18 protein-coding genes and 1 pseudogene are annotated in these 25,562 nt (G+C 59.9%); 6 read left to right on the plus strand and 13 right to left on the minus strand.

Annotated features, from left to right (window positions below):
* Positions 1 to 40: 40 nt before the first annotated feature.
* Entirely contained in the window at positions 41 to 1,411 is a 1,371-nt protein-coding gene (locus tag AC0NIE_RS19070; protein ID WP_473486541.1) for an aspartate aminotransferase family protein, read from the minus strand.
* Positions 1,411 to 2,484, minus strand: coding sequence for a phosphotransferase (locus AC0NIE_RS19075; protein WP_473486540.1), 1,074 nt, complete (start codon positions 2,482 to 2,484; stop codon positions 1,411 to 1,413). Before AC0NIE_RS19075 ends, AC0NIE_RS19070 begins: the two co-directional genes overlap by 1 nt.
* Before the next feature lie 554 nt (positions 2,485 to 3,038).
* Between AC0NIE_RS19075 and AC0NIE_RS19080 the strand changes: the two genes are divergently transcribed.
* Positions 3,039 to 3,728 (plus strand): haloacid dehalogenase type II, encoded by a 690-nt coding sequence (locus AC0NIE_RS19080; RefSeq protein ID WP_473486539.1) that lies wholly within the window; start codon positions 3,039 to 3,041, stop codon positions 3,726 to 3,728.
* 362 nt (positions 3,729 to 4,090) lie between these two features.
* On the opposite strand, the gene AC0NIE_RS19085 is transcribed toward AC0NIE_RS19080, so the two are convergent.
* The 3 genes from AC0NIE_RS19085 to AC0NIE_RS19095 all read right to left on the minus strand — a co-directional run bounded on the left by AC0NIE_RS19085 (position 4,091) and on the right by AC0NIE_RS19095 (position 8,847).
* Positions 4,091 to 7,369, minus strand: coding sequence for an AAA family ATPase (locus AC0NIE_RS19085; protein ID WP_473486538.1), 3,279 nt, complete (start codon positions 7,367 to 7,369; stop codon positions 4,091 to 4,093).
* 517 nt (positions 7,370 to 7,886) lie between these two features.
* Positions 7,887 to 8,351: an SET domain-containing protein-lysine N-methyltransferase gene (locus tag AC0NIE_RS19090; RefSeq protein ID WP_128185026.1), complete on the minus strand. Its 465-nt coding sequence runs from the start codon at positions 8,349 to 8,351 to the stop codon at positions 7,887 to 7,889.
* Positions 8,352 to 8,487: 136 nt separating this feature from the next.
* A complete protein-coding gene (locus AC0NIE_RS19095) occupies positions 8,488 to 8,847 on the minus strand; it encodes a cyclic nucleotide-binding domain-containing protein (protein WP_128185028.1) in 360 nt (119 codons plus the stop codon).
* Positions 8,848 to 8,870: 23 nt separating this feature from the next.
* Here AC0NIE_RS19095 and AC0NIE_RS19100 point away from each other — a divergent pair.
* The 3 genes and pseudogenes from AC0NIE_RS19100 to AC0NIE_RS19110 form a co-directional block, all read left to right on the plus strand.
* Positions 8,871 to 8,975: pseudogene (locus tag AC0NIE_RS19100) on the plus strand (recombinase family protein); the annotation flags it as partial.
* A gap of 12 nt (positions 8,976 to 8,987) precedes the next feature.
* On the plus strand, positions 8,988 to 9,803 hold the full coding sequence (locus AC0NIE_RS19105) for a recombinase family protein (RefSeq protein WP_473530181.1): 816 nt from the start codon (positions 8,988 to 8,990) through the stop codon (positions 9,801 to 9,803).
* Positions 9,803 to 10,222 (plus strand): hypothetical protein, encoded by a 420-nt coding sequence (locus AC0NIE_RS19110; protein WP_473486537.1) that lies wholly within the window; start codon positions 9,803 to 9,805, stop codon positions 10,220 to 10,222. The genes AC0NIE_RS19105 and AC0NIE_RS19110 overlap by 1 nt, the downstream gene beginning before the upstream one ends.
* Before the next feature lie 77 nt (positions 10,223 to 10,299).
* Here the strand turns inward: AC0NIE_RS19110 and AC0NIE_RS19115 are convergent, their stop codons facing one another.
* The 5 genes from AC0NIE_RS19115 to AC0NIE_RS19135 form a co-directional block, all read right to left on the minus strand.
* Positions 10,300 to 13,362: an MFS transporter gene (locus AC0NIE_RS19115; protein ID WP_473486536.1), complete on the minus strand. Its 3,063-nt coding sequence runs from the start codon at positions 13,360 to 13,362 to the stop codon at positions 10,300 to 10,302.
* 589 nt (positions 13,363 to 13,951) lie between these two features.
* Positions 13,952 to 14,998, minus strand: a complete 1,047-nt coding sequence (locus tag AC0NIE_RS19120; RefSeq protein ID WP_473486535.1) for a glutathione synthetase — start codon at positions 14,996 to 14,998, stop codon at positions 13,952 to 13,954.
* A 9-nt stretch (positions 14,999 to 15,007) separates the two neighbouring features.
* Positions 15,008 to 16,906 (minus strand): flavohemoglobin expression-modulating QEGLA motif protein, encoded by a 1,899-nt coding sequence (locus tag AC0NIE_RS19125; RefSeq protein WP_473486534.1) that lies wholly within the window; start codon positions 16,904 to 16,906, stop codon positions 15,008 to 15,010.
* Positions 16,903 to 17,700, minus strand: coding sequence for an N-formylglutamate amidohydrolase (locus AC0NIE_RS19130; protein WP_473486628.1), 798 nt, complete (start codon positions 17,698 to 17,700; stop codon positions 16,903 to 16,905). Before AC0NIE_RS19130 ends, AC0NIE_RS19125 begins: the two co-directional genes overlap by 4 nt.
* A gap of 110 nt (positions 17,701 to 17,810) precedes the next feature.
* Complete coding sequence (locus AC0NIE_RS19135; RefSeq protein WP_473486533.1) at positions 17,811 to 18,062, minus strand: hypothetical protein; 252 nt, start codon at positions 18,060 to 18,062, stop codon at positions 17,811 to 17,813.
* A 131-nt stretch (positions 18,063 to 18,193) separates the two neighbouring features.
* On the opposite strand from AC0NIE_RS19135, the gene AC0NIE_RS19140 reads away from it, so the two are divergent.
* Complete coding sequence (locus AC0NIE_RS19140; protein ID WP_473486532.1) at positions 18,194 to 18,982, plus strand: DUF899 domain-containing protein; 789 nt, start codon at positions 18,194 to 18,196, stop codon at positions 18,980 to 18,982.
* 301 nt (positions 18,983 to 19,283) lie between these two features.
* On the opposite strand, the gene AC0NIE_RS19145 is transcribed toward AC0NIE_RS19140, so the two are convergent.
* The 3 genes from AC0NIE_RS19145 to AC0NIE_RS19155 form a co-directional block, all read right to left on the minus strand.
* Positions 19,284 to 20,495, minus strand: a complete 1,212-nt coding sequence (locus AC0NIE_RS19145; RefSeq protein WP_473486531.1) for a ZIP family metal transporter — start codon at positions 20,493 to 20,495, stop codon at positions 19,284 to 19,286.
* Positions 20,492 to 21,619 (minus strand): multicopper oxidase domain-containing protein, encoded by a 1,128-nt coding sequence (locus AC0NIE_RS19150; protein ID WP_473486530.1) that lies wholly within the window; start codon positions 21,617 to 21,619, stop codon positions 20,492 to 20,494. Before AC0NIE_RS19150 ends, AC0NIE_RS19145 begins: the two co-directional genes overlap by 4 nt.
* 419 nt (positions 21,620 to 22,038) lie before the next feature.
* Positions 22,039 to 24,060, minus strand: coding sequence for a putative bifunctional diguanylate cyclase/phosphodiesterase (locus AC0NIE_RS19155; RefSeq protein WP_473486529.1), 2,022 nt, complete (start codon positions 24,058 to 24,060; stop codon positions 22,039 to 22,041).
* A gap of 286 nt (positions 24,061 to 24,346) precedes the next feature.
* On the opposite strand from AC0NIE_RS19155, the gene AC0NIE_RS19160 reads away from it, so the two are divergent.
* Positions 24,347 to 25,381, plus strand: coding sequence for a class I SAM-dependent methyltransferase (locus AC0NIE_RS19160; protein WP_473486528.1), 1,035 nt, complete (start codon positions 24,347 to 24,349; stop codon positions 25,379 to 25,381).
* Positions 25,382 to 25,562 lie beyond the last annotated feature (181 nt).

The following is a 25,562-nucleotide window of genomic DNA, read 5'->3' on the forward strand; positions in this document are numbered from 1 at the left end:
GGTGACGCAGCGCCGGCAAGGAATCCTTTTGCATCTTCTCCTAGATCTGCACCGCCCGCAGCGCATTGTCGACACCTTCGAGCAGACGCCCTGCATTGGCTGATGTGAAGACAAGAGGGGGCCTGATTTTGAGGATATGCGCATCCGCTCCTGTCGCGGAGATGAGAATGCGCTGGTCGCGCAGAGCATTGACGGCCGCGAGCGCGCGATCCATGTCCGGAACCTTCCTCTCGCGGTCCTTTACGAGCTCGACGGCGAAATAGAGGCCCGCTCCGCGAACATCGCCGACGAATTCGTATTTGTTCTGCAAGGCGCGGAGGCCGTCGAGGATTTCACCGCCGACCCTGGTCGCGTTGTCCATCAACCCTTCCTCCAGGATCGTGTCGAGCACGGCCTGCGCGGCGGCGATGGCGACGGAATTGCCGCCGAACGTGTTGAAATAGCGCATGCTGGCCCCGAATTCGGCAACCAGTTCGGGCCGCACAACCAGGCCCGCAACCGGATAGCCGTTGCCCATGGGCTTGCCAAGGGTGACGATGTCCGGATCGACCTTGTGGCGGGCGTGTCCCCAGAGGTGGGTGCCGGTCCGCCCGAAACCGGACTGTACTTCGTCAGCGATGAACAGGCCGCCGGCCTTGCGAACAACTTCCGCCACCGGCGCCAACACATCCGTGGGGTCGACATAAAGACCATCGGAGGAGAAGACGGAATCGGCGATGAATGCGGCCAGGCCGTCGCCATGCCTTTCGAGATCGGCGATCTGTCGGGCGACATCCTCCGCCATCCGCCGGCCGATTTCCGCGACGGGCAGGCGATAGGAGTCCGGGGCAGCGACAGTTCGAACGTAGGGATCCAGCGCCGATTTCTTGCCGAGCGACGGGGAGATCGCCGCCACCGCGCCGCTATTGCCGTGATAGGCTTCGGCCGTGACAATGACGCCAGCCCTGCCTGTATGATAGCGCGCAATGCGCAAGGCGAGATCGTTGGCTTCCGAGCCGGTGCAGGTGAACATCGCGCATCCGGTCCGGCCGAGTTCGCCACCAAATGTGTTGATCAGAGCTTCGGCATAGTCCAGCAGGGGTTCCTGCATATAGCGCGTGTGGGTGCAGAGGATTTCGAGCTGCTTCTGGATGGCCTCGACCACGCGCGGATGAGCGTGACCCAGCGATACGACGTTGTTGTAGGCGTCGAGGTATTCGTTGCCATGCTTGTCGTAGAGGAACACGCCCTTGGCGCGGGAAATCTCGACCGGCGTCTTGTAGAAGAGCCGATAGGCGGGCCCAAGCAGCCTTTGCCGCCTGGCCACATGCGCCGCGTCTTCGCCGGAGAGATGAGCTGCATCCCGAGGGTTGAAGCCATTCGCCATGTTGCCACGGAAGCCCTTGGGCAGAACGGTCGCTTGCTTGGACATTACGGTTCCTCTCGGGTCAGAAGGTCTGATATTTGTGCGGTCGACAGCGAGTTGAACCACTCGAGGTGAGCCCAACCCGCTTCGGTGTTGCGCAGGATGTAGCGGCTGTTCTCAGGGAAGAGTTCGGCGCGCCAGCAGGTCAGCAGCGCGCGGACCGCCAGGCGGCCCAGTGCCAGGAACGGGATGAGCCTGAGCTCCTCGTCCGTCAGTTCAGCGTGGCGGAGATAGCCGCGCAAAACGTCGCGCGGTTCGTCGAAGAGGTCACGCCGACCACCGTGGCCCAAGGTTTTGGGCATCTGGTTCATCAACGCCGTGGAGACATCGACGGCGATGGCCGTACGAACCGCATCGCCGAAGTCGATGACGCCGGTCAGGAATTGCGGATTGGCATGATCAACGACCAGGTTCGACGTATTGAAATCGTTGTGGAGCACCTGCCGCCGGCACTGGTCGAGCTGCGGCTTGATCTCGGCAAATCGCTCCAGCGCACGCATGGTCCATGCGCGCTTGCTGCCCGCTGGGATGAAGCCCAGCAGATCGGAGAGATCGAGCAGGTGGGTGACGTCCCATGCCAGGGTTCGACTGTCCGTGGGATGAGAGAAATCGGCCATGGCGTGACGCAGTTTCGCCAAAATCTCGCCGATCCGTTCGCGCTGCCGACCGGTGGAGGTCGTCCGGTCGAGCGGCGTGCCGGCGAGAAAGGTGATGAGCCGCACGACGCGCCGCTCTCCGGCGCTGGTCGTGACGATGGGCAAATCCACGCCGTCGACGTCGCAATGCGCACGGGGAACGGGCAGATCCGGAGCGCGCTGTGCGATATGGCGCAAGAGCGCCACCTGGAAATCGAGCTCCTCCACCCGCTCGGAAGGATGAGCGATCTTCAGGACGAACTTCCCACGGTTCGCGCTGTTGAGAAGAAACGTGTCGTCTTTTTCTGTATCAAAGCGCGTGGCAGAGCCATAAATATTATAGAGACGCGCAGCGATTACTTCGGCTTCTGCCTCGCGGACGGGATGGCAGGCTTCGGAGAGCTCCGACGCTCGGACCGGCTTGGTCTGTAGATTTTGACCCATTTTCTACTCAGTTCAGGTGCCCCCGAAACAGGGTTCAACGCCGCAGGATTCGTATATTGCGTCGCAATTTTGTACAACAATTTATGCGTGGGTGCAAGATGGCCTTCTGGTTACCAGGAGGGGTAGGGAGTCGCGGTCCATTTTTTTGGCTGCAATCCGGCAGCTATCGAACTTGGTGTCGGAAGCGTCAGAGATTGCGAAATAGCGAGAAATATCCGCACGCTATGGAGCTGATGTTCTTTCGGCAGGATGCGGGCGTCAAGGTGTGCACCTTCTGTCATCGTGCCGTCAAATAGGCGGTTGGGCGCCGAAGGTAACGAATAAGTGTTGTACAATACCGAGCGGTGAAAGGTGGACTGGAATGCTGTGTGAGCGCCGTCCATCCGTCTGCCCTCGTAAGCGCGAAGGCGATAGATTATGCCTGAGGAGCGGCCAAAATCAGAACAATGTACTTCAAGTGGCGAGTGTTCGAAGAGCTATGCTCTGCTGTCCGTACAAATATGACGTGCCGGGAGCGGCCAATCTGGGTCGTCAAAGTGAAAGGATCTCACGCCATGACCAAATTTAGGCCAAAGTATATCACCTTCGACTGCTATGGGACGCTAACCAACTTCGACATGGCCGGTGCCGCGCGGCGTGTGTATGCCGAGCGCCTTTCTGCTGAGACGATGGACAACTTCGTCGAAGCCTTCAGGGGATATCGCCTGGACGAGGTCCTGGGCGCCTGGAAGCCCTTCTCCGAGGTGGTGCACAATGCCGTCGAACGCAGCTGCAAGCGCATCGGTATTCAGTTCAAGCCCGAAGACGCGCAGCGCATCTGTGACGAAGTGCCGACCTGGGGCCCGCACCCGGACGTTCCGGCAGGACTGTCCAGAGTGGCGAAGGAAATTCCGCTGGTGATCCTATCGAACTCGATGAAGAACCTGATCATGTCGAATGTGGAAAAGCTCGGCGCGCCCATTCACACCGTCATCACCGCCGAAGAGGTTGGCGCCTACAAGCCGCTAATGAAGGGTTTCGAGTACATGCTCGACAAGCTCGGCTGCGGACCCGAAGACATCACCCACGTCTCCTCCTCTTTCCGCTATGACCTGATGCCAGCCTATGACCTGGGGATCAAGAGCAAGGTCTGGGTCAATCGCGGCCACGAACCGGCCAATCCGTTCTACGAATATACCGAGATCAAGGATATCGGCGGACTTGCAGCAGCCGTGGGCCTGGAGCCGGTCCTGAAGCGCGCCTGACAAATGGTGGTGGCCGGAAGACTATGCAGCAAGAAGGGGCGGGTCATCCGCCCCTTTCTTCTGCGGGACGAGATTGATCGGCGGCCAGGCCGGCGAACCAGATAGCACCAAGGGGCGTAACAGCGCGTCGGCTTCCCATATCTTGTCGGCCAAAACCGGCCAGTCAGCAAACGGCCCCCGAACGGCCGTCCGAGAGGCGCGTCATGTCTGCCCAATCGTGAAGAGCCACGCTGCTCTAAAACGAACGCAGGCGGCGACTTGAGACAGCACGCCAACAGCGGAGGGTGCTGCTCGACAGAAGCGAACAGTCGCACTCGGTCATCGTTTCGCGGGCATGGTCTTCTGGTGTCAGATTGAAGAGATCAGCGAAGAAGAGCGCTTTGTGTCTCCGCCACCCAACCGTCTGCCTCGATTTCTTTGAATAGCTTAAGGGCGCTGTGTAGCAACCCCTTTGCTTTATCTCCGTCCGCAACCAGTTCAAATCTGCCAAAGGCAAGCATGCTTTGGGCGAGCTCGGGTCGGGACTGGATTGTCTGGAGAACATCAACACTTCGACGGAACTGCCCGTCCGCCGCTTGGCGATCGCCCCTGGCCTCGTAGGCTTGGCCGAGCGCGCGACGGGCAGCGCCAATCTCGAGCCTCGCCGTTACACGCTCCGCGAGCTCCAGCGCGCGTTCCGCCGCTTGCAGCCCGGCTGCAGCGTCCCCTTCGGCGAGGTGCAATTGGCTCAAGGCGATGTGGGGATAGATCTTGCAGAAATCGTTATCTATCCGCCGTGCCACTGTCTTCATCACCGGATCCAGGAAGGCCCTTGCATCGGCAATCCGGTTCAGCTTCAGACAGGCTATGGCTGCCCAGCCCGACGCCCACAATACAACGCTCCACCTCGCGTTCTCCCAGGTCGTGGCGAGGTTCTGCTCGACCACCTCCACCGTCCGCTGCCAGAGTCCCTTGTAAAGCAAAGGCTCTGCTTCCATCGCCAGCCACGAGCGCACCTCGACGTCCTGCGTCGACGCGGCGATCTCCCGAACCATCTCGGCGAATTGCAGAGACCGCTGCAACCGCCCGGCGCGGGCATTGTAGCAACGGCCTGCACCTGCGGCGAGCGAACCGAGCTCTTCCAGGGCCCCGACTTCCTGCAACAGCGCCGCAGCCCGTTCGATCTTGCCGAGTGATTCTTCAAGCCGTCCGGTATTGCCGAGGAAGTTGGCATAGCGCCACGCAACTTCGGCCTGGCGCGCCGCATCCGCGAAACCGGCATGTCGTTCGGCGCTGACCAGCAACGGCTCTTCCAGCAAATCCACTCCCTTGAAGGACTGCAGCCCCGCCAGGGCCGCGGTGTCCCCGTCGGCGAACGCGATTGCCCTGTCGACCTGGTGAAGCGCTTCGGCACGTTCCTGCTTGTTCGCGTACTGCCGGCCGCTCCTGGCCCGCGCCAAGACCGTCTCGACGTAGGTTTGCCGGTGCGCCGCCGTGTCGGGAAGGCGTTCGAGAGCCTGGATGGCGCGCCGGTGGTGCTCGGCCGCCTCCCAGCGAGCCCCGCGACTCTCGGCTTTCGCCGCCGCCAGGAGCCGACAGTTCAAGACCTCGGTCCAGGCATTTGCATTCTCGTAGTGATGCGCCAGCAATGCTGGATCGTCGGTTTCCGCCTGTGCAAGCGCAGCGGCGATGCGCGCGTGCAGTTCCTTGCGTGTATCACGCAGCAGGCTGCCATAGGCCGCGTCCTGAAGCAAAGCGTGCCTGAAGACATACGTCGCTCCCGAGACGGTTTGCCGGCAGACCAGAAGCTCGGCCTCCACCAGGGCATCCAAAGCCAGGTGCAGCGCGGCTCCATCGAGATCGCATACGCGCTCGAGCAGTCCGATGGTGAACTCGCGACCGATTGCGGCCGCGGTCTGATAGATCCGCTTTCCGGTGGCGAGCCGATCGAGCCGGGCCATCAGCATGTCCTGGAGCGATGCCGGCACGCCCCTCTCGAGCGCGCCGGCGGCGTTCGGCTGATTCTGTGCCTCGATCAAGGTCCGGGCCATCTCTTCGAGAAACAGCGGTATTCCATCGCTCCGCTTCACGATCTCCTCGACGACGCGCTCCGGCAGCACGTCGGAGTTGGCAAGCGAATCGATCATTTTCTCGGACTCGCGCCTGGTTATGCGATTTAACGAAACCGTCGTGACATGAGGCTGATCCGACCATGCCACGCTGATTCCGGGGCGCGAGGTGACGAGCAGCAGCACTGGCAGGGTCTCTACCCTGTCGACGAGCCGGTTGAGGAACTCGAGCGTCGACGGGTCGCACCAGTGCAGGTCCTCGAAGGTGATGACCGCGGGGCCTTTGGCGCAGGAATCCTCCAAGAGGCTCATAAGCACATCAAAGGTTCGTTCCGTCTGTTGAAGCGCATCCAGGCTCGGCGGGCCTTCTCCTCCATTCGTCGGGATGGAGAGAAAAGCGGCGAGAATCGACAATTGGACCTGAGCGCTCTCGCCAGACCTGGGAAGCATCGCCGTCAGCCTTCGCAATTTTTCGCCCGGATCGAGGTCCGGGCGAATGTCGGCCGCCTGTTCAAGCTGCGTGACCAGAGGGTAAAATGCTCGGTCCGCGTGCGACGGCGAGCACTGGTAGGTCAGGCGCGCATGCGGCCGGTGCAGCAGCTTGGCTCGCACCGCCTCACAAAGGCGCGACTTGCCGATCCCTGGTTCGCCCGAAATGAGAACGACCTGGCCCTCGCCCGCCTCCGCTTGCTGAAATCGCTTCGTCAGTTGTTCCACTTCATCGCCGCGCCCGATCAGCGGCGTATGGAGCCGGCCGTGCAGCGCTTCAAAGCGTGTCTCCTTGGCGGCCTTGCCCAGGACACGTGAAGCGCGTACGGGCTCCGGAAAACCCTTCAAGAGGTGTTCGCCAAGATCGGCAGTCTCGAAGAGGTTGCCAAGTAGCTGTCGCGTGCTGGCGGCGACCACGACAGTTCCGGGTTCCGCGATGCCTTGTAGCCGCGCGGCCAGGTTCGGTGTTTCGCCGACCACGGCGCGCTCGCGCGCCGTTCCAGTGCCAGTCGTTTCGCCGACCATTACTAGACCTGTCGCGATACCGACACGAGCTGCCATAGGTCGTCCAATGGCGGTATCCAACGTCGAGACTGCCAATGTCAGTTCAAGACCCGCCTCGACGGCGCGCTCTGCATCGTCCTCATGGGCACGCGGCCAGCCGAAATAGACCAGCACGCCGTCGCCCATGAACTTGGCGATATGCCCATCCCATCGCCCCACGATTTTTGTGCAGCTCGTGTGATAGGAACGTATTACGTCGGCCACATCCTCGGGATCGAACTCGACCGAGAGAGGCGTTGAACCCACTAGGTCGCAGAACATCACCGTAACCTGGCGGCGTTCGGGCGACACTTCTTGCGAGGGCTCAGCCGATGTGACCGGCGCAGCGGCCCCTTCGTGACGCTGCCCGATATCAGGCGCTGAAAGGCTGGCGATCGCCCTCAGAAGCCTGCGCCGATCACCTACCGCGGCAACGCCCAACTCCTTGAGATCATCGCTCGTCAGGCTGGGCAGCACGTCGGCATCAATTTTGTTGTTGGCAAACGCTTCCACGTATTCGCCAAGACCTTGGCTCTCCAGCCACTTGGCGATGTCGCGCATGGCGGTTCCTCAACTGGACCTGGCTAAAGCCGAACGAATTGCGGGCCGATCCTAGGAGCGGCATTCTCGCTCGCGCTGTGTCGGCCATGCAAGTCAATTGTCCGTCGCCTGCCTAGCTCTGAACCGGTCCTAGCGCCCATCGGTGCGCCCGATCGCATCTCCGGAATCTGAACATTCGGGAGTTCAAGGAGCTTGGTGCCAGAGAAGGTAAGTCGAATGCCTAAAATGGCTCAAAACCGGGCCGCCTGATCCAGGAGAATGTCCGCGTTGTGCGCCTTTAACTCTCAAAGCGGACCGACGGCTTCCGGCCCCCTTTCGGACGTTCGGAGGCGATGGCGAACACCTCCCGCACGAGGCCGAGCAAGAGGCAATCCGAGAAATGGTCGCGTTCCGGGCTCCGGAAAGCCCCCTGAGCGACATGGCCGACACTGCGCGCGGGCCGGAATGCGAAAATGGGGCCATGGTTCTGATCAGCAAGTTTTGGTAATGAGATCAACGGAAAAACGTGACAGCAGCATCAATTCCGTTCCCAAATCGCTTTCGCGAATTCGCCATACAGAGGGGCCCACGGACATTTTCCATAGTGGGAATAGTCTTCCAGGATTTCGGCTCCCGGTCCGATATCATGAAGCGCTAAGCTTTGAAGTTTGGTTGGGTCGTCGACGGAGTTGGGGGTGAATGAATGGTTGGTGAATTGTGCTCCATCCAGGATCAAAATAAGCCGGTTAAGACCACTCGGGTAGTAGCTATAATGCAAAATGGCGTCCAGAAGCCCATTGACAAGAACGGTACGGGGCAAGGAGTCAATAGCTTCGTATTGATCTCGCTCTATCACCAGCACATCTTGCGAACGCGCCTGCCACCAAACTGTCCCCTTAGGGATGAGTCGTCTCGCGAACACACCCCAACCATGCAAGGCGCTAGCGCGAACTTCCGTCAGCTCGCTAAAAGGATTATGGGCAAAAACAATTTCGTTTTGCATCAGCAAACTCCTGCGTAACGGATAGTTCGTTGGACTCGGGAAATCGACGATGCGGCTCTACTATCGTAATTAGCAACTTGCTCCGAAGGGAGGGCTTGTGTGATGCATCATTACTGTATAGTCGCTTCGGTCGGGATCATGCCGTCGATAAACCGACGCCTCGGGTCAGAGGATCATGTGCAGCGCCCTTTGTCAAAGGCCGCTCCGCTTCACCTTCTGCCTCTCTCGAGGTCAGCACCTGTTCCAGCCGCGCCCGTAGGTGCGGTGCACGTTCGAGCAGATATGAAAACTGTTCGCGCTGCAGCGATAGAAAGGTGCATGGGGTGAGCGTTTTCACACTCGCGGTGCGAGTGACATTTTTAAGCAGTGCAATCTCGCCAAAATAGTCGCCGTCCCTGAGCAGGGCAATCCGTGTTTGTTCAGGCGTACCTTCGGCCATTGCAATGCCGCGGAGGCTGGTGATGCCCGCTCTCTGCAATGACCCGATGATCGGCATGACGGTTTCAGCAAAGCACGACGACCTCGATGGGACGGCTGACGCTCAATATCCTGCTGTCGTTCGCGCAGTTCGAACGCGAGGTGATTGGCGAACGCATCCGCGACAAGTTCGCGGCGTCGCGGCGGAAGGGCATGTGGATGGGCGGCAACGTCCCGCTCGGCTATCGCGTCGAAAATCGCAAACTGGTCATCCAGGAGGAAGATGCCGCAACGGTCCGCATGATCTTCGAGCGGTTCCTGTCGATCGGATCGGCAACCATTCTGGCACGCACCCTGAATGCCGACGGCGTCACAAGCCGCGGTGGCAGGCCAGTCGACAAGGGCTATCTCTACAAGCTGCTCAGCAACCGGGTGTACATCGGCGAAGCCGTCCACAAGGGCACGAGCTATCCCGGCGAGCACCAGGCGATCATATCGCGAGACCTCTGGGACAAGGTTCGTTCGATCATTGCCGAGACACCGCGCAAGCGGGCAGGGCATTGCCGCGGGCAAACACCGGCATTGCTACGCGGCCTGATCTTCGCCCACAACGGCTATGCGATGACGCCAGCACACACGCGGAAGAAGGGTCGCCTCTACCGCTACTACGTCACCACCAGCGTGCAGAAGCTCGGACCGGAAACCTGCTTGGTGCGACGGTTGCCAGCAGGCGAGATCGAGTCAGCCGTCATCGACCAGCTTCGCGCTCTGCTCCGATCGCCCGAGATGATCGTGAAGACTTGGACCGTGGTGTGCGAACAAGACAGCGACATCAGCGAGACCGAGGTGCGTAACGCACTAATCCAGTTCGATGCGCTCTGGGACGAACTGTTCCCGACCGAGCAGGCCCGCATCGTCCAGCTTCTGGTCGAGCGCATCGACGTCGATGTCGAAGGCATCTCCATTCGTCTTCGAACCGAAGGGATCACCAGCATCATTGCCGAGCTTCGGCCGAACCTGCGGAAGGCGGCCTGATGATAAATCACGAGATCAATCGCGACGGCACCACCCTGACCGTCTCTATCCCGCTCGCCATCCGCAAGCGCGGCGGCCGCAAGGTCATCGTCTCACCAGCCGGCGCCGAGCCATGGGTGCCGTCACGCCCACGCATCGACAACACGCTGCTTCGAGCTGTCGTGCAGGCGTTCCGCTGGAAGCAGCAACTGGAATCAGGCCAGTTCGCGACGATCAGCGAACTGGCAGAAGGGGAGACCCTCGACAGGTCGTTCGTGTCTCATATGCTCAGGCTGACGCTACTCGCGCCGGATCTGATCGAGGCAATACTTGATGGCAAGCAGCCGCGCACAATGGAGCTTCAGCCGCTGATGCGCGGGCTGACTTGGATTGGAAGCGGCAGAGGTGCAGTAACGTACGCTACTGAACGTCCGTTTTGACCCATATCTGACTTGCGCTGGCGACAAGACGGTAGGCAGCTTTGCGCCGCGTAACGGACATTCCGATTACCTGAAAATCACTGCAATCCGCGCGATTGGGCTGTAGAACTGGATTCCAGCAACCCACTCTTTGCTGACTTCGCTGTTTGCAGGTCATGGAGTTTCTGGTTCGCGGCACGCAGTCTTCCACCCAACACCCGGCAGATCTGCAGCAGAATACCCGGCCGCTGCCGGGCAAGGTCCTCGAAATGCGAACGCTCCAGCACAAGGCAGCTTGCGTACCCGACCGCAACTATATCCGCCGAGCGCTCACCTTCGCCGAACAGCGCCATCTCTCCGAACATCGAGCCGGGTTTCAGCGTTGCAAAGTCGGTGAAGCCCGAAGGACCGCGCTGTCTCACTTTGACTTCGCCTTCAAGGAGGACAAAAAGCTCCTCGCCATGCGCGCCCTGCTTGACGATAACCTCGTCGGATAGGTAGTCGGTGCGCTTCATGACCTGTTGCACCGCATACAAATCGTCGAGCGAGCAGCTTTCGAAAATTGGCACATTGCGCAGGAAAAGCAGGCGGTCGAGCAAACCGTGTTCGGCATTCGGCATATCGGACTCCAATGATCGTGCAGCCACAGCGGCCCGGCGTAGCCAGGGCAACGAGGAGGTGCTCATGGCATCGAGCACGGTTTTGATAGGCAGGGTCTTGCCACGCTTGGCCGTATCACCGTCAAGCAGTGGGATGAGCGGCGTCACCAACCGCCGCTGGTCGACGGCGGTAATTGCCTCTGCCGCGCGAGCACGCATACGCTCATCGCGGGCGCTCAGGAAGCGCCGGATATAGCTGACCGTCTGTTTGTGGCCGAGGGCAGCAAGCGTCACCAGGACCTCGTCGATCGCGGCCTGATTGGCCTCTGCCATTGCAATTCTGGCGATCGCAGCCCAGGCGAGGTTGCTGTCGGGCACTGCCTGACGCCATTGGCGATACCTGTTAATACGGGGGAAGGCATCTTTCTGCAGATAGCTGAACAGGGCTTCGGTGGCGCCTACGTGGCCGAGCACCTCGATAACGGCGAGGCGGACGGATGGATTCTCATCTCGCAGCATAGGCAATACCGCTGCCACGGAATCCTTGCGGGCGACCAATGCCGCGATTGCGACGCGGCGTACCGATTCATCCCGATCCGTCAGCCCGACAGCGATACGCTTCGCCGGCCAGCCTCCTCGCACCGCCAGTTGATAACCAATCACTCGTCGTCCCGTGTCGTTGGAACGGACGGCTTCCTCGAGCAGGTCCTGGGGCAGACCAGTACTCCCGGGCTTGGAATAAGGCAGGGCAGCGATCGTCTTGACTATGACCTCTTCAAGCGAAGCATGATTGCGAATGATGCTGACGAGCATCGGCGTGAACGCGTCGTCGCACCGCGCGGCGGCGATTGGCAGCAGTGCCGTGGCTACCTCCAATTGAGACTGGACCATCGTTACGAGCGCTTGCGCCGCTTCCGGCGATTTGCCGAGGCGTGCAGCCAAATCGAGCGCGATCATCACCGGTGCCTGATCCCGATCCTCGGGCAGGGATCGCCCCACTGCCACAAGGTACTGGGCGATGCGGACGCGGAGCACCGGTTCCGCATTGGGCCAGAGTGTCAACAGATCTGCTGCATGCCGGTCGCCTCCACGAGCCAGGGCGATGACCGTTTCGTCGCCCGATGTCGTGAGTTTCTCGGTGATTGGTTCGAGGAATGGTCCTATCGAGGTATGGGCAACAATACGCAGAGCAAGTTCGGTCGCAGTTCTGTCCTGTCCACTTAGCATCACGACGAGGTCCGCACTGTTGCTCGCGGCGACGGCCGATGCTTCGCGTATCAGGAACTCGTCGCGATCGAGATCAACAGCCCCCTCTCGCAGTATCCCTACAAGCCCGCTGACATAGCGCCAGCCGATACTCCATCCGCATGCGAGGAAGCAGAGGCTAAGAACAACGCCGAGCACGCCGACACCGAAAAGACCTGCGAATTGCGCCACCACCCAGACCAGCAGCCCGGATACGGCCAATGCCATCGGATAGATCAGGCTGTCGTTGAAGGCGCGCAGCCGGCTTGCAAACCGCCCTGGAACCGCGTTGTAGTTGATTGCCGTGACCGGCGCATCGATATTCTTGGAAAGACCATCATAGACGACGTGCGCAAACATCGCGACCGGCAGCGCCGGACTGGCAAGCATGGCGATGAAGCTCACTCCGCACGCGGCTGGGAAAACAAGGTTCATGCGCGCGATGCCGAGCCGTTGCATCAGCGGGCTGGTCAGCCACAACCCGATCGCCATGCCAACAAAATTCAGGGCGCCGCTCATCAGTCCGAAGAACTTGGCAAGCGACTGTTCGTCCGGAAAACTGTCGGTGTAGATGTTGAAAACCATATACTCGGCGATGCATTGCGTAACAATATTCAGGAAAAGTGCGGTTGAAAGCAGAATCGCTATTAAAAATCCCCGCATCATGCTGCCTATGCTGCGAAGGTTTTCAAGTATTCCGGACTCTCCCTGCTCCTCCCTTTCGCCCGCCGGCTTCCAGCGGAGAGACAGCCAGGCCAGATGCGCGAGGCAGAGGCACAGTATCAGCGGCATGCCGAAGAGCAGCCAGAAGGGCGATACGAAACCTGCAAGCAAGCCGGCGAGGCTGCCACCCACCATGCCCCCTGCGGACAAGGCGACAGCGACACGCGTCGAATAGCGCGTCATTTCGCGCGCAGTCAGATAGTCGATCAACACCACTTGGAAGACGCTGTAGAGCAGCGACTCCAACACGCTGATTCCCGCGTAGAGCGCATAGTCCGCTGCCGTACCGCCAAACCCGCTGGCGAGGATCAACAATGCTGTCATCACAATGACGGCGACCATGAACCGCTGCAGCAGGACAACACGGCTGCCGCGGTCGATCATCCGGGCATAGACAACCCACGCGGGAATCGAGACGAGAGCGAACACCATGTAGTAAATCGCGATCCCCTCGCCGCCTTGGGTCGATAGAAACCGGGCAGCCGCCAAGGAGGAACCGAAGGTGTTTGCGGTCGCGAGCAGGAAGGCGCTCAGTACGAGATGCCCGATGCGATCGTTGGGAATCGGCAGCCTACGAAGCCAGCGAAGGAGCATTTCGATTCCCGAGGGGGCACTCATGGGTTGGCCACTCGAAATCTTTTCCGCCTTGGGTCAAACGTCGCATTCATGAATAGCTAAGTTGCGCCAATAGGGTCTCTTGGAACCAGACCATTTCATTGGCGCGAAGGATAGTGCCTTGCGGTAGAAGCACTCCCAGAACGCACGACGGGAACCGGTGACCGGCAAATGTCACCTTTGGGTCACTCACGACATCGGAACTTGGGAGTTGAACGTCCGCTATCAGCCTTCCTACACCACAAGCGGACCTACTGCTTCCGGCCTCACTGCGGTCATTCGAGAACTGGCGGTGGATGACCGCTTTTGGCGCTGGTTGCTCGTTTCCAGTCGGCAATCGACCGCACGAAATCACCCATTTCCGCTTTTCACAAACGGTACCAAGCGTCAGGATTTCACCACTAAAGCGCGTCGCGTTCGAACGGATTCATGCGACGCGCTTTAAGCTCTTGTTTTTATGCATGTCGTTATCGCAAAACCGCTGCGCACTTTTGCGCGACATGCATTAGAGCGTCTTTTGGCCGAACGCTCTGTCGCGTTACAGTTTTACTTGTGGTTCCCCGACAATTCATAATGCCGCCAGTTCTCGATTGGACATCGAGGCGGGATAAGCGGCTCGTATTGAAAGCTTGTTTTCGAGGGAGATGATCACGCTCTCGGCAAAATTTGTTTGGTACATTTCCGACATGCTCGAAAGCCCGCCAGGAGTGAACACATTGATCTCCAGGAGCTTGTCTCCGACAATATCGAGCCCAACGAGGAACATCCCGTCCTGAACGAGTTTCGGTCGCACCATCTCGGCGACGGAAAGCATGTTGTTCGTTACCTCCACCCTCTCGGCGGTGCCCGCGACGTGGATGTTGGAGCGAACCTCGCCCTTTGCAGGCACGCGGCGAAAGGCGGCATATTTGCCGTCGCGTTCCAGCGCCTTTCCATTCATCACGAAGAGACGGACATCGCCGGCCTTGGCTTCGGGCAGGTAGCCCTGCGCAATCAGATAGCCTTCCCCGCTGACCGCTTCGAAGATCTGGTTGAGGTTGGCGTCCTTTGGCGAGTCGATCTTGAAGACGTTCCTGCCGCCGGATCCCTGCAGTGGCTTGACGATAGCGCCTTTGGGCTGCTGCTTGATGAAGGCGCGGATCTCTTCGATGCTCTTGGAAATCAGCGTGACCGGTCGCACGGCTTTGGGAAAGTCCTGGAAGTAGAGCTTGTTTTGAGCGAGGGCCAGCCCACCCGGATCGTTGACGACGAGCGCGCCGCGCTCGGCCGCAAGGCGCCCGAACATCGCGCCGACATTCACTGCCCACGGGCGATCGGCGGCGTCCAGCGAGGGGTCGTTCCGCAGAAAGATGATGTCGATCTCGCGAACGTCGATCGTCTTGATCTCGGTCCTGTCGCTCTGCAAATCCTTGTACAGCGTCTCCGGCTTCTTGTAAGTCGAGCTCGGCAAAGTGATAGCGCGGACCATGAGGCTGTCGTCGGGACGCAGCACGAAATCGTCGGGCGTCAGATAGGAGATTTCGTGACCGCGGCTGAGCGCCCCCAGTGCGAGCAAGGTGGTTGTATAGTGAGGCGTTTCGCGTTCGATCGAATTGACGAAGAATGCAATGCGCATCAAGAGCCCCTAGGTTGCGATCATTTCGACTGGCGAGAGCCCCGATCGTGCCTTTTCGAGACGCCGCTCTGCCTGCGGATCGAACAAAAAGGCAGGCGTTATCTCTGGCGCCCTGAGCAGGCCGCGCAGGTTCAATTCCTGCATGACACCAAAATGCGACGCCGAAATCTTCCCCATCCAGAACGGATCGAGCGCTCCGCCCTTTCCGAGATGGTCGAGCACCTCGAAGAGGCCGCGCAGGTAGATCGCGTCCTTCGCGAGGCCACCACCACGAAATAGCCTAAGGGTCAGATTGAAAGCGCCAATTTCGGTGAAACCGTAGTCGCGAACCAGAACCAGGAAGGTTTCCTGGAACGATGCACCCTCGAGCATGGCCGCGCAAGCAACCACGCGAGCGGCGATGAGACGCACACGCCCTCTTGTCATGCCGCCTGCCAGATACTCGGCGAAGACCGCGAGCCCTTCCTGCACGCCCTCATATCCGGCAAGGCCCGATCGGAAGAGGCGCAGCCCTTGAGCCGACCCATTGAAGTAGGTCAGCAGATGGACACCGATCTCATGGCTGAGCAGCGCCTCGACCCTGTGGCGCGCCATGTTTGTACTGCGTGAGATTAGAAGGCGGGAACCCGAAACCATCAGGCCAGCCGGCAGATCGTCGCGCAATTCGATCATCGGTTCGAAACCGGAATGCTGCCTGCGATAGATTTCGATCATCGAACGCGCCTGGCGCTCTACGAAAAAGCAATCGGCGCTTTCGCCGTGCTCGCCATCCCCCACCTGGTTGCCTCCTGCATTCGCCGTTTTCGCCAGAATGTCTTTCGCAGCATCAAACAATGCAGGCTCGACACGCCCGTAGAGCGCGCGGCCCAACTCGACGAAACGTGTCGTCTCCCGGGCGGACAGCATCGAAAGTTGCAGATCGAGTTCCTGCTGCTTTTCGCGATATAGGTTGAAAAGCACGGGATCCTCAAAGCGATCGAAGTCGATCGAGAAGAGCTTGCTCTTCTCGACATCCACCTGAACGGCCAGCGGCCGATAGAGGAACCTTGGCGCATGCTGGAATCTGCTGGCCTCGAATTCCCGCCACGCCGCGTCGGCGTTGATCGGTGTTACAGCCAGAAGAAAGTCGAAGGTCGCCACGATGTCGTCGATGCTCCGATCGGCGCGGCTGACTGAGTCGACGAAGGCCTGCCTTCCGAGCGCGCGGTGCGTTGGCAGGCTCAGAATGCCGGTGGCTTTGACGAAGGCGGCAATGGCCTGCAGTCCGGCATCGAAGATATTGGCGATCAGTCTTGCCCGCAGATCGGGATAGATCTCGTCGGAGTCGGGCTGTCGATAGATCGGCGCGAAACGCACGGTGAGACAGGGAAGGCCAATGAGACGCGCAGCAAGGCGCGCGTGCGGGTCGTCCGCTGAACGACGTTTATCGAGACGCGGAGAACGGAACTTGACCTCCACGCTCTCGACCGCCGAAGCAAAGCTGTCGAGGGCAGTGCGGATCGCTCGTTGATCGGTGGCGGAAAGCGTGATCTCGAAAGGTGGAAGAAACGGGGCGTCATCGCTGAGTAGCCTATCCCGTTCCAACTCGCCGACGTCCAGCAGCACGAAGGCGCCGAAGCGTTTCGCCATGGCGGAGCCTATGGCTTCGATTACCAGAACGGCGGCATCCAGATCGGGAGTGATAAGGTAAGACGCGTTGGACGATGCCACATCCCGCGCCGCATCGTCTTCACGCCCGTCGATCAAATGAATGCAAAGGAAGGGAAGCGCGCGATCGATGTGGAGGCGCCCGCCACCTTCAAGATCTCGCCGAACCGGTTTCCCAGCGTCGATATCGGCGAGAACATCTTCTACAAGCGCCATATCGAGCGCTTTCGCCGGCCTGTCGCTTACTCGCGCTTTGCTCATCTCGTCGCTTGCAGTCTATCCTCCAGGATCGGCAGCGTTGAACGGATCATAGCACGCATCGCGACCAGCGCGGCCTGATCGGGCAATCCGGTCCATTCGTCCATGAAGAATTTTTTTAACTCGACGGCGACAGCACAGCCGGTCTCCGGGAAGGCTTCGTGAATGAACCGCGTTTGCTCACCCCTGCCTTCAAAAGCGACATTCTCGCGCACGTCCATCCGGCGCCCGCGGAACTCGAACATGCGCAACGCGGCTATGAACGGTTCAACGACATGTGCCCATCGTTCACGGTCCATAGAGAAGGTGCCGATGTTGATATCAGGCGCGGTTTCCGGATCGGATGGCGCCGCGTCTGGCCCGCCACGACGGTGATTGTAGCTGTGAATGTCGAGCACGACGAAACGTCCATGGCGCTCTTCAAGCCCGCGTAAAACCTGTCTTAGCATCGAATAATAGTCGTCGTGCACACGGAGCGAATCCTCGACCGTTTCGGGCGCGGGTTTCTCGCTCCAGATGTCCATGCCCCAGGCCTGTTCGGGCGAGAGGTAGACCGCCGCCTCGCGAGCGCGGTTGAGGTCGACCTCGAAACGCGACCGGTGGAATACGATACGGTTGGGTACATCTCGAATGACGAACTCGGTGAAAGGATCTTCCTCCCGCAACCGGTCGTCGTCGGAGATCGCCAGCAACGCCTCGACGGCACCGCGGACCTCATGACCGTTGTGAATGGCCGTACCCAGGATAGGCGACAAGCCGCGATGAACCGTCCACCAATCGGCTCCCCCAATTTCCATTTTCAGGGGGGCGTCGCCAGCCAGAATTTTGTCGATCGGCGAAGCCATTTCGGAGCTTCGTGTTCGGCCGGACAATCTGGTGTTCGGGGTGGGACCGAGGACGCTGGCGATCAAACTGCGTTTCCGTCGAGTTGCGAATTGCGTTTGGCAAACGTCCTGAGTTTGCCGGTGGTTCGTTCCTTTAAGTGCTCAGCCGTGTCCGCCGCTGTGGCCAGTGTGTTACTCGTGACGGTATCCCCGACCTCAAGTAACGTCCCGTACCGCTTTCTTGTTCCGATGGAACTATCTGAAATGCCGATGTCTTTTCGTGCGGAGGGTTTCAGATGCTGGCCGGTCAAGACGGCATCGGAATAGCGCCACACTTGTTACTCCCACTGTTCGCTTTCCGGTGCCAAACTACCTCATGCCGAAAAAACGAGCGATGAGCAGCGAATGGAACCGCGTTTCAGCCATGAGGCGCGGGAATTCGCCCAGATCAGGAGGTATCAAAGCCATGACTTCATTAGCCAAGAGCGGACGGAAAAGCGGACAGACTGCCATGCACACACCACCGGTCGTGTCGCCGCAGGCGTGGGAGGCGGCCCGCGAGCAGCTGCTCGTGAAGGAAAAGGCCCAGACCCGCGCCCGTGACGCGTTGGCCGCCGAGCGCCGGCGGATGCCGTGGATGGCGGTGGAGAAGACCTATGCGTTCGAGGGGCCTGACGGAAAGGCCAGCCTGCTCGACCTGTTCGACGGTCGGCGTCAGCTGATCGTCTACCGCGCCTTCTTCGAGCCGGGAGTGTTCGGCTGGCCCGACCACGCCTGCCGCGGCTGCTCCCTGGTGGCCGACCAGGTCGCCCACGTCGCCCACCTGAACGCCCGTGACACCACCCTTGTCTTCGTCTCGCGTGCGCCTCAGGCTGATATCGCGCGGCTGAAGGCGCGGATGGGCTGGGAGATGCCGTGGTTCACTCTCACCGACAGCTTCGACGCCGATTTCGGCGTGGACGAGTGGCACGGCCACAACGTGTTCATCCGCGACGGCGACCGCGTATTCCGTACCTACTTCATCAACAACCGCGGCGACGAGCAGATGGGAGGCACCTGGAACTACCTCGACATCACCCCGCTGGGCCGGCAGGAGGTCTGGGAGGACTCGCCCGAGGGCTATCCCCAGACCCCGACCTACAAGTGGTGGAACTGGCATGACAGCTACGCCGCGGATCCAGCGGCCGACAAGAAGTGGGCCGAGGTGTCGGACGCCGGAGAGGCGGCGTTCCGGGAGGCGAACACGAAGCAATGAGCCAGGCCTGGTCCGGTGGATCCGACGGGCGGCGGCGGTCGGTCTGAGGGTCCCCGATCGCGACCGTAGCGCGAAGCTCCGCTACGAGGAGCGGTCGCGAATGTCCGGAACCGGCGCTCTGTGCTCGCCCGGCCGACTCAAACGGCAAGGTTGTCGGTCGATTGACGCCGGGTAGCCGGGGCGACGCACGTTGGACCCAAGCCGACCTTTTTTTTTTTATTTGCCGCAACCGATCTCCGCGCCCGCAGTTCACAGGCGACAATCCGGCAGGAGCGACCGGACAAGCTGTCGCCGCGGCAGATCAGACTTTGACGAGCATAGCGGTCACATACATGAACGAGACGCCTGCGGCCAATCCCGCCATCGTGGCTGGCGCCGTAAGCGCCGCAGGGCCTCTCCCGTCCGACCTCATCAGGTACGCAGTGACCTCGACGATGACCTGCAGAATGGCTCCCGCTCCGACCGCGAGAGCCAGCGCCGACCACTGCGGCGCATAGGCCAGGCTTCCGATCCAAAGGCCGATGACGGCGGGACCGCCCGCCAGAAGCGCCAAGCCGACGAAGGTCCACAGAGGCGGGCGCTTCTTCAGCATCGGCGCGGAAATGCCGATGCCTTCGGTGATGTTGTGCAGCATGAAGCCCAACACCAGGAAAGTGCCCAATCCGGCCGCGCCTGCCGCGAACGCAGCGCCGATGGCCAGCCCCTCGCCAAGATTGTGCAGGCCGATTCCAAGCGCGATGAAGGTGGCGAGCGCAAGTCCGGTCGGCACTCCGTCGCGGCGGCCGGCCGCCATCAGCAGGAGGAAACTCGCAGCGGCTGTGAGGACGACCATGGCCTGTCCCTGGAATATTGCGGCGGACTCGGCCGCCAGTTCGAAAGCTTCAGCCGTGGCGTCGACTAACAGGAACGCCAGCAGGCCGACAGTCAGGGCGAGCAGGAAATTCATGCCGTTGCGGCCGACTCCGCGCAGCGCTGGAAAAAACATCATTCCGATGGCGACTGGAACAAGGCCGACAAACACGCCTAGCAGCGCCTGGGAGGCGAGGCTCCTTGCATCCCGCGTCGGGGTAGGCACGGCGACCGCGATCTCGTGCCCGAACGTCGCTCCGGTTTTGGTGACGATGTTGATGGCATGCGCCTCCCCCAGCACCCAGGGGAAGGGCAGGTGGATCCATGCCGTAGCGCCGCGGGCGAGCGGTCCTGCGGGTTCCTGCGTGAACTGCCAGTATGCGTCGTCAACCTGGACCTGGGCGATCGTCATCGGCTCCGAGCCACCGGCGCGGACCAGGACACGGATGCCGTCGGACGAAAGGATCGTCCGCTCGAAAGTCAGGCTCTCCACAGGCGGAGCGCCGTTCCCGAAGTTTCTGAGCGGGTCAGAGACCACTAGCCAGGTGATCGCCAGGCCGAGGGCGGCCAGCGGCAGGATCAGCCACAGCAAAGCGGCGCGCGATTTTCCGGAGCCGACGGGAGCGGTCGGGTCGGCGGCGGCGATGTGCGAGACCTCGTTCATGCGACCGCCTCCACCACGTCGAACATGCCCGTCCAGCCGAGTTCGGTGAACTCCGACTGATGCGGGTGGAACATGTAGAGACCGGTCTCGTGATCCTTGTAGGTAAACTCGAGGATTCCCCGCTGCGCCTGCACCTGAGTGATCAAGTCGACCGTCCTCAAGGTCGGCGTGAGCGTCGTCCCCTGTTCGAAATAGTCGAAGAAGTTGGCGTGCAAGTGGAACGAGTTGATGGGATCGAACTCGACGACATTGGCCAGATAGATGCGGACTGGGCGGTTGCGGACGATCCTGATCGGCCGCTTCATGTAGGCGTGTGCGACGGTATTCACCGCATAGACTTCGTTCCCGTTGTCGAAGTTGGTGTCGAAGCCGTTCATCACCATGGCGAATTCCTGCCATTCGGCGTTCTCGGGCGTGCCGAGCAAGCGGGAACGGGCGACATCGGCAAGCTCCGGATGGCGGGCCGGATCCGGGTCGATGACGAAAAGGCCGTACATGCCCTTGTGGATATGCCGCTTCAGGGGCAGCGCATGGCAGTGATAGAGATGGCAGCCGAAGGGCCTGGCGTCGAACTCGTAGACGAATTCTTCTCCCGGATCGATCAAGCCTGCACCGGGGACGCCGTCCATCCTTGCGGCATGGATGCCGTGGAAGTGCATGGAGTGGGGATGCGAGCCGGAGTTGCGGAAGACCATCCGCAGGTGCTCGCCTTCGGTCGCCCTGAGCGCAGGCCCGGGCACCCGCCCGTTGTAGGTCCAGGCCGGGAACATGATCCCCGGCGCGATTTCGATTTCCTTGTCAACCGCCTCGATCTCGAAAGTCCGAAGGATTCGTCCGTCGGGAAGCGTCGACACCGAGCCCGTTTCCCAGTCCGTCACCATCCGGGAAGGATCGAAACCGTTGCGCTCGTTGTCCACGTCTCCGACGGTGATCATCGATCCGTGGGCGGCCAAATGCGCTGGAGGCGGTGCAGCGCCCGCGGCCGACGTGGCCCCATGGCCGGAATGGGCCGATTGGCCAGCCGCCGTTCCCGCTATCGCCGAGCCTCCGGCCGCCGCTAGGCCGCCCCACAGCAGTCCACGCCTGCTGATCTTTTCGCGGAACCACATGCTGACCTCGGACATAACCGTCACCACAAATGCAAATGAGAATGATTTGCATTAGCATTAAACGGATTGTTTCGCAATCGACTCGCAACCGCATCTATTCGGGGAGGGGCCGTCGGCAAATTGATGTGGTGCGAATTTGCTCCTTACAAGCAACCAACGGGAACAACCACTTCGCATCGCGACTCACAATCATGCTTCTGTTGCGAAGTCGACCGCTGGCCACGTTGAGCAAAGCACTAAGACGGACCTGGAACGACGGCTTCTCCACGAACTGTCGACATTGAATGAGAGGGTCAGCAACGACCGCTAATGGCGCCCTGTGCTCGTTCCCGCTGGCCGATTTCAAACGGCAAGATTCTCGGCCAGCCGCTGGATCATCTGCAGAGGGAGCGCGGGGTGATCGCTTGCAGGAGCTCAGATCGCTCCGCCGCTGTTCATGCGGACTTAACGACCGAAAATGGGCGTTTGTAGGTGATCGGTCTCGCCCGGAAACTGGCGGCGGGAGCAGGGCGGCCGACGTGGAAGCCCTGGATTTTATCTATGTCAAATTCGCGTAGAAGGGCCATCTGCTCGTCGGTTTCGACCCCTTCGACCAGGATTTTATGGCCGCGATTTCGGACCAGGGCAATAATGTCTTGCAGCATCGCCTTGCCCCTCGGGGTGCCGCAGTCATGCAGAAACGAGCGGTCGACCTTCACCGTATCGAAATCGATGAGACGAAGCCACGACAGGCCAGCGAAGCCGGTCCCGAAGTCATCAAGCCATATCCTGATCCCTAGCAGCTTCAGGTCGCTGATGCAGCGAAGAATGCCGGAGTGCATCTCCATCTCCAGCCCTTCGGTGATTTCGAGGGCCAGCCTGCTGCCGGCTACGCCAGTCTCGCTCAAAATGGTCGCAACAGAAGCCGCGAAGCCGGGCGTCTTGAGCTGAATCGGAGAGACGTTGACGCTGACGACACGGACGTGATCGTCCGCCAGAAGCTCAGTGCATACTGTCCTTATTGCCCAGCGCCCGAGCGCCAGGACCGCACCAGTTCGTTCCGCGACGGGAATGAAGAGGCTCGGCGGCACCGATGTACCGTCCAGCATTCTAAGGCGCATCAGAGCCTCGACGGCTTCAACTCGGCCCGACGCGATATTCTGGATAGGCTGGTAAACGAGTGAAACGAGGTCCTGGCCGATCGCGATCTTCAGCAAAGCCGCAATATTCTCGCTCTCGTCGCTGCTCTGGGGATCGTTTGGATCGAACAGCCATGTACAATTTCGACCGCCTGCTTTTGCCAGATAGAGCGCGCGATCGGCCTCGTGGATGATTTTTTCCAGCTTGGCGCCAATCTGCGGCCTGGTGACTGCAGCGCCAACGCTCACCGTCACAACCGAGATACCGTCTCTGCGCTGCTCGTGGGGAAGCGCGAGGTTCTCCACCGTGCTTCGAATGGCTTCGGCAATATCCGCGACCTGTTCTCTTTTCTCCATGCGAGCCAGGACAATGAATTCCTCACCGCCGTAGCGGCCGATTGAGCCATTGTACTGCTTAATCATCTCGGCAAGGGCATTGGCGACAAGAATCAGGCAGCGGTCGCCTTCTTGATGTCCGTAATAGTCATTGAACCTTTTGAAGAAGTCCACGTCGATGAGGATCGCCACAAAACTTCTGCCAGACCTTTGCCAGTCGCTCCAGTAGTCCCGCAGCTTCTCGTCAATCGCCCGCCGATTCTCCAGACCCGTAAGCGGATCGGTTCTCGACAGATTCAACAGCGCCTGTCCGCGCTCGGTGGCCTCCTTGTGCTGGATTTTGGCTTCGAGGGCATTCAGGAAGACGTTGTAGCGTTCCTCGTTCAGCTTCCAGTTTACGTAAGACGTAAATGTGAAGCATGAAATGTAGAAAGCTCCAAATACCATTTTGTACATTAATGTAGACGGCACAAAATAGTTTACGACATACAATATTACCAAAATTATTGCAGAAGTTACAATAGACAGGCTGAATTTAAACGTGAAGAAGAGATTGGCGCTCATCATGAAGATGGTGCCAAAGACCATATAATACGAGACGCTTTCCTTGTCCGCACCCATGACCGCTGGGCACAGCCACCCAACATAGCCAAAGATGATGGCTCCAGCGCAAGTCACGTCAATCCATTCCGTTCCGACTCCCTGGCGAAGTTGTGCTTCCAGGATCGAGAGTGCAGTCACTCCGACCGCGAAGCGTGCCGTGATCGTATAGAGTGCCACGTCCGGAATCAGCAGCAGATCCGTTGCCGAAAACAGCAGATAGATGGCAACGGCGATCCAAAGCCCTGGCCTGGCGTCCATTCTTCGCTTCGCTTGGCCTTCCTCTCGGTAGAGGTTGCGGAGCTCGTCGGACCGCGGCTCGTAGCGCGGTTCGAACGGTTCCGCATGGGCTATATCGGCCAATGCGGATGACGCGCATTCGTTCGTCACCACAAACCCCATTTGAACGGGGCTTTGTATTCCGAACTCATTTCTAGCTTCTGCCCCCAATGCCGGCCGACTCCTCGGGCGCGACAGCGATTGCGGCGCCTCGCAACAATATGCAGTCGCGCAAATAGGTTTTCGTTAACTCGTATCCGGAATCCGACCCGCGAGGCGTCCAAAGAACCAGCATGGTTGGCGGGAAATTAACGACATCGCTAAAATGCTGGAGATGTGGCTTGGCAAAGATAAAATTTTACGCAATATCTAGCTAATATCTAGTTAATTGTAACTATGGAGTTATGTGGTGGCAACCATCCTCGATGGCAAAAGTCTGATTACTGCCGAGATGATCGCCGCCAGTCTCCCTCGAAGAAAGCTCGAGCCTCACAGCGAAGCGTTCGAAACCGCTCGCGTAGAGCTTGCGCTCATTCTCCACACGACACATCAGCAAGTCGAGCAACGAAAGGACCCCGCGGAGATCATTCGCCGTCTGATGTCGTATCTCGAAGCAATGCGTTCCAAGGTTCATCCTGACGTTTGGCAAGCATTGATACCGGTAGTGCGGAATCACCCGGTCCTGGAGTACTTTCTTGAGGATCCGCTTACGCGGTGGTCCCATGACAAGCCCAGAGGTTATTCTGGCGACGCGCAGTTGCTCGACTACATCTATTGTGATCCGCACGTGGCCGAGAGCGTGGCAAACGCCTCGGAAATCGGCAAGGCGCTCTATAGCCATACCAAGGATGTACCGTCGTGCGTCGCGGCCCGGGAACGACGCGATCTTTTAACCCGATATGTCGATGAGATTGCGACCAGGAATGGACCAGAAGCCGAGGTCCTGGCGATTGCGGCCGGCCATTTAAGGGAGGCCAATCGCTCGACCGCCTTGCAGGAGGGCCGTCTCAAGCGCTGGGTTGCGCTCGATCAGGATCCTCAGAGCGTTGGATTGATCACGCGCGACTTCCAGGGCACCGCGGTAGAGGCCATCGACGGTTCGGTACGAACCGTGCTCATGCGGGGTCACAAGCTTGGCAAGTTCGACTTCATCTACGCCTCCGGCCTTTACGACTACCTTGCGCACAACGTCGCCGTGAAGCTCACGAAAACCTGCCTGCAGATGTTGAAGCCGAACGGGAAGTTCCTTTTCGCGAACTATGCAGAGGGCAACCCTGACGCCGGCTACCGGGAGACGTTCATGAACTGGGTGTTGCTGCTGCGGTCGGAAGTCGATATGTGGAACATCATCAACGCCAGCGTCGACCGCAACACCGTCGAGGCGCAGGTGTTCTTTGGCGAGAACCGCAACGTCCTGTATGGCGTCATCGAAAAGCGCGGATAGCGATCGCCTTTGGCTGCAAGCTTGTCAGCCGTTGGCGGCAGCCAGTCTGATTGCGTTTTGATCCTAAAGCGCGTCGCGTTTGAATGGATTCATGCAACGCGCTTTAGTTCTTGTTTTTATGCATGTCGTTATCGCAAAACCGCTGCGCACCCTCGGGTCGGGCCCTGGGTCGGGCCCGAGG

The sequence above is a fragment of the Mesorhizobium sp. WSM4842 genome (genome assembly GCF_055901575.1).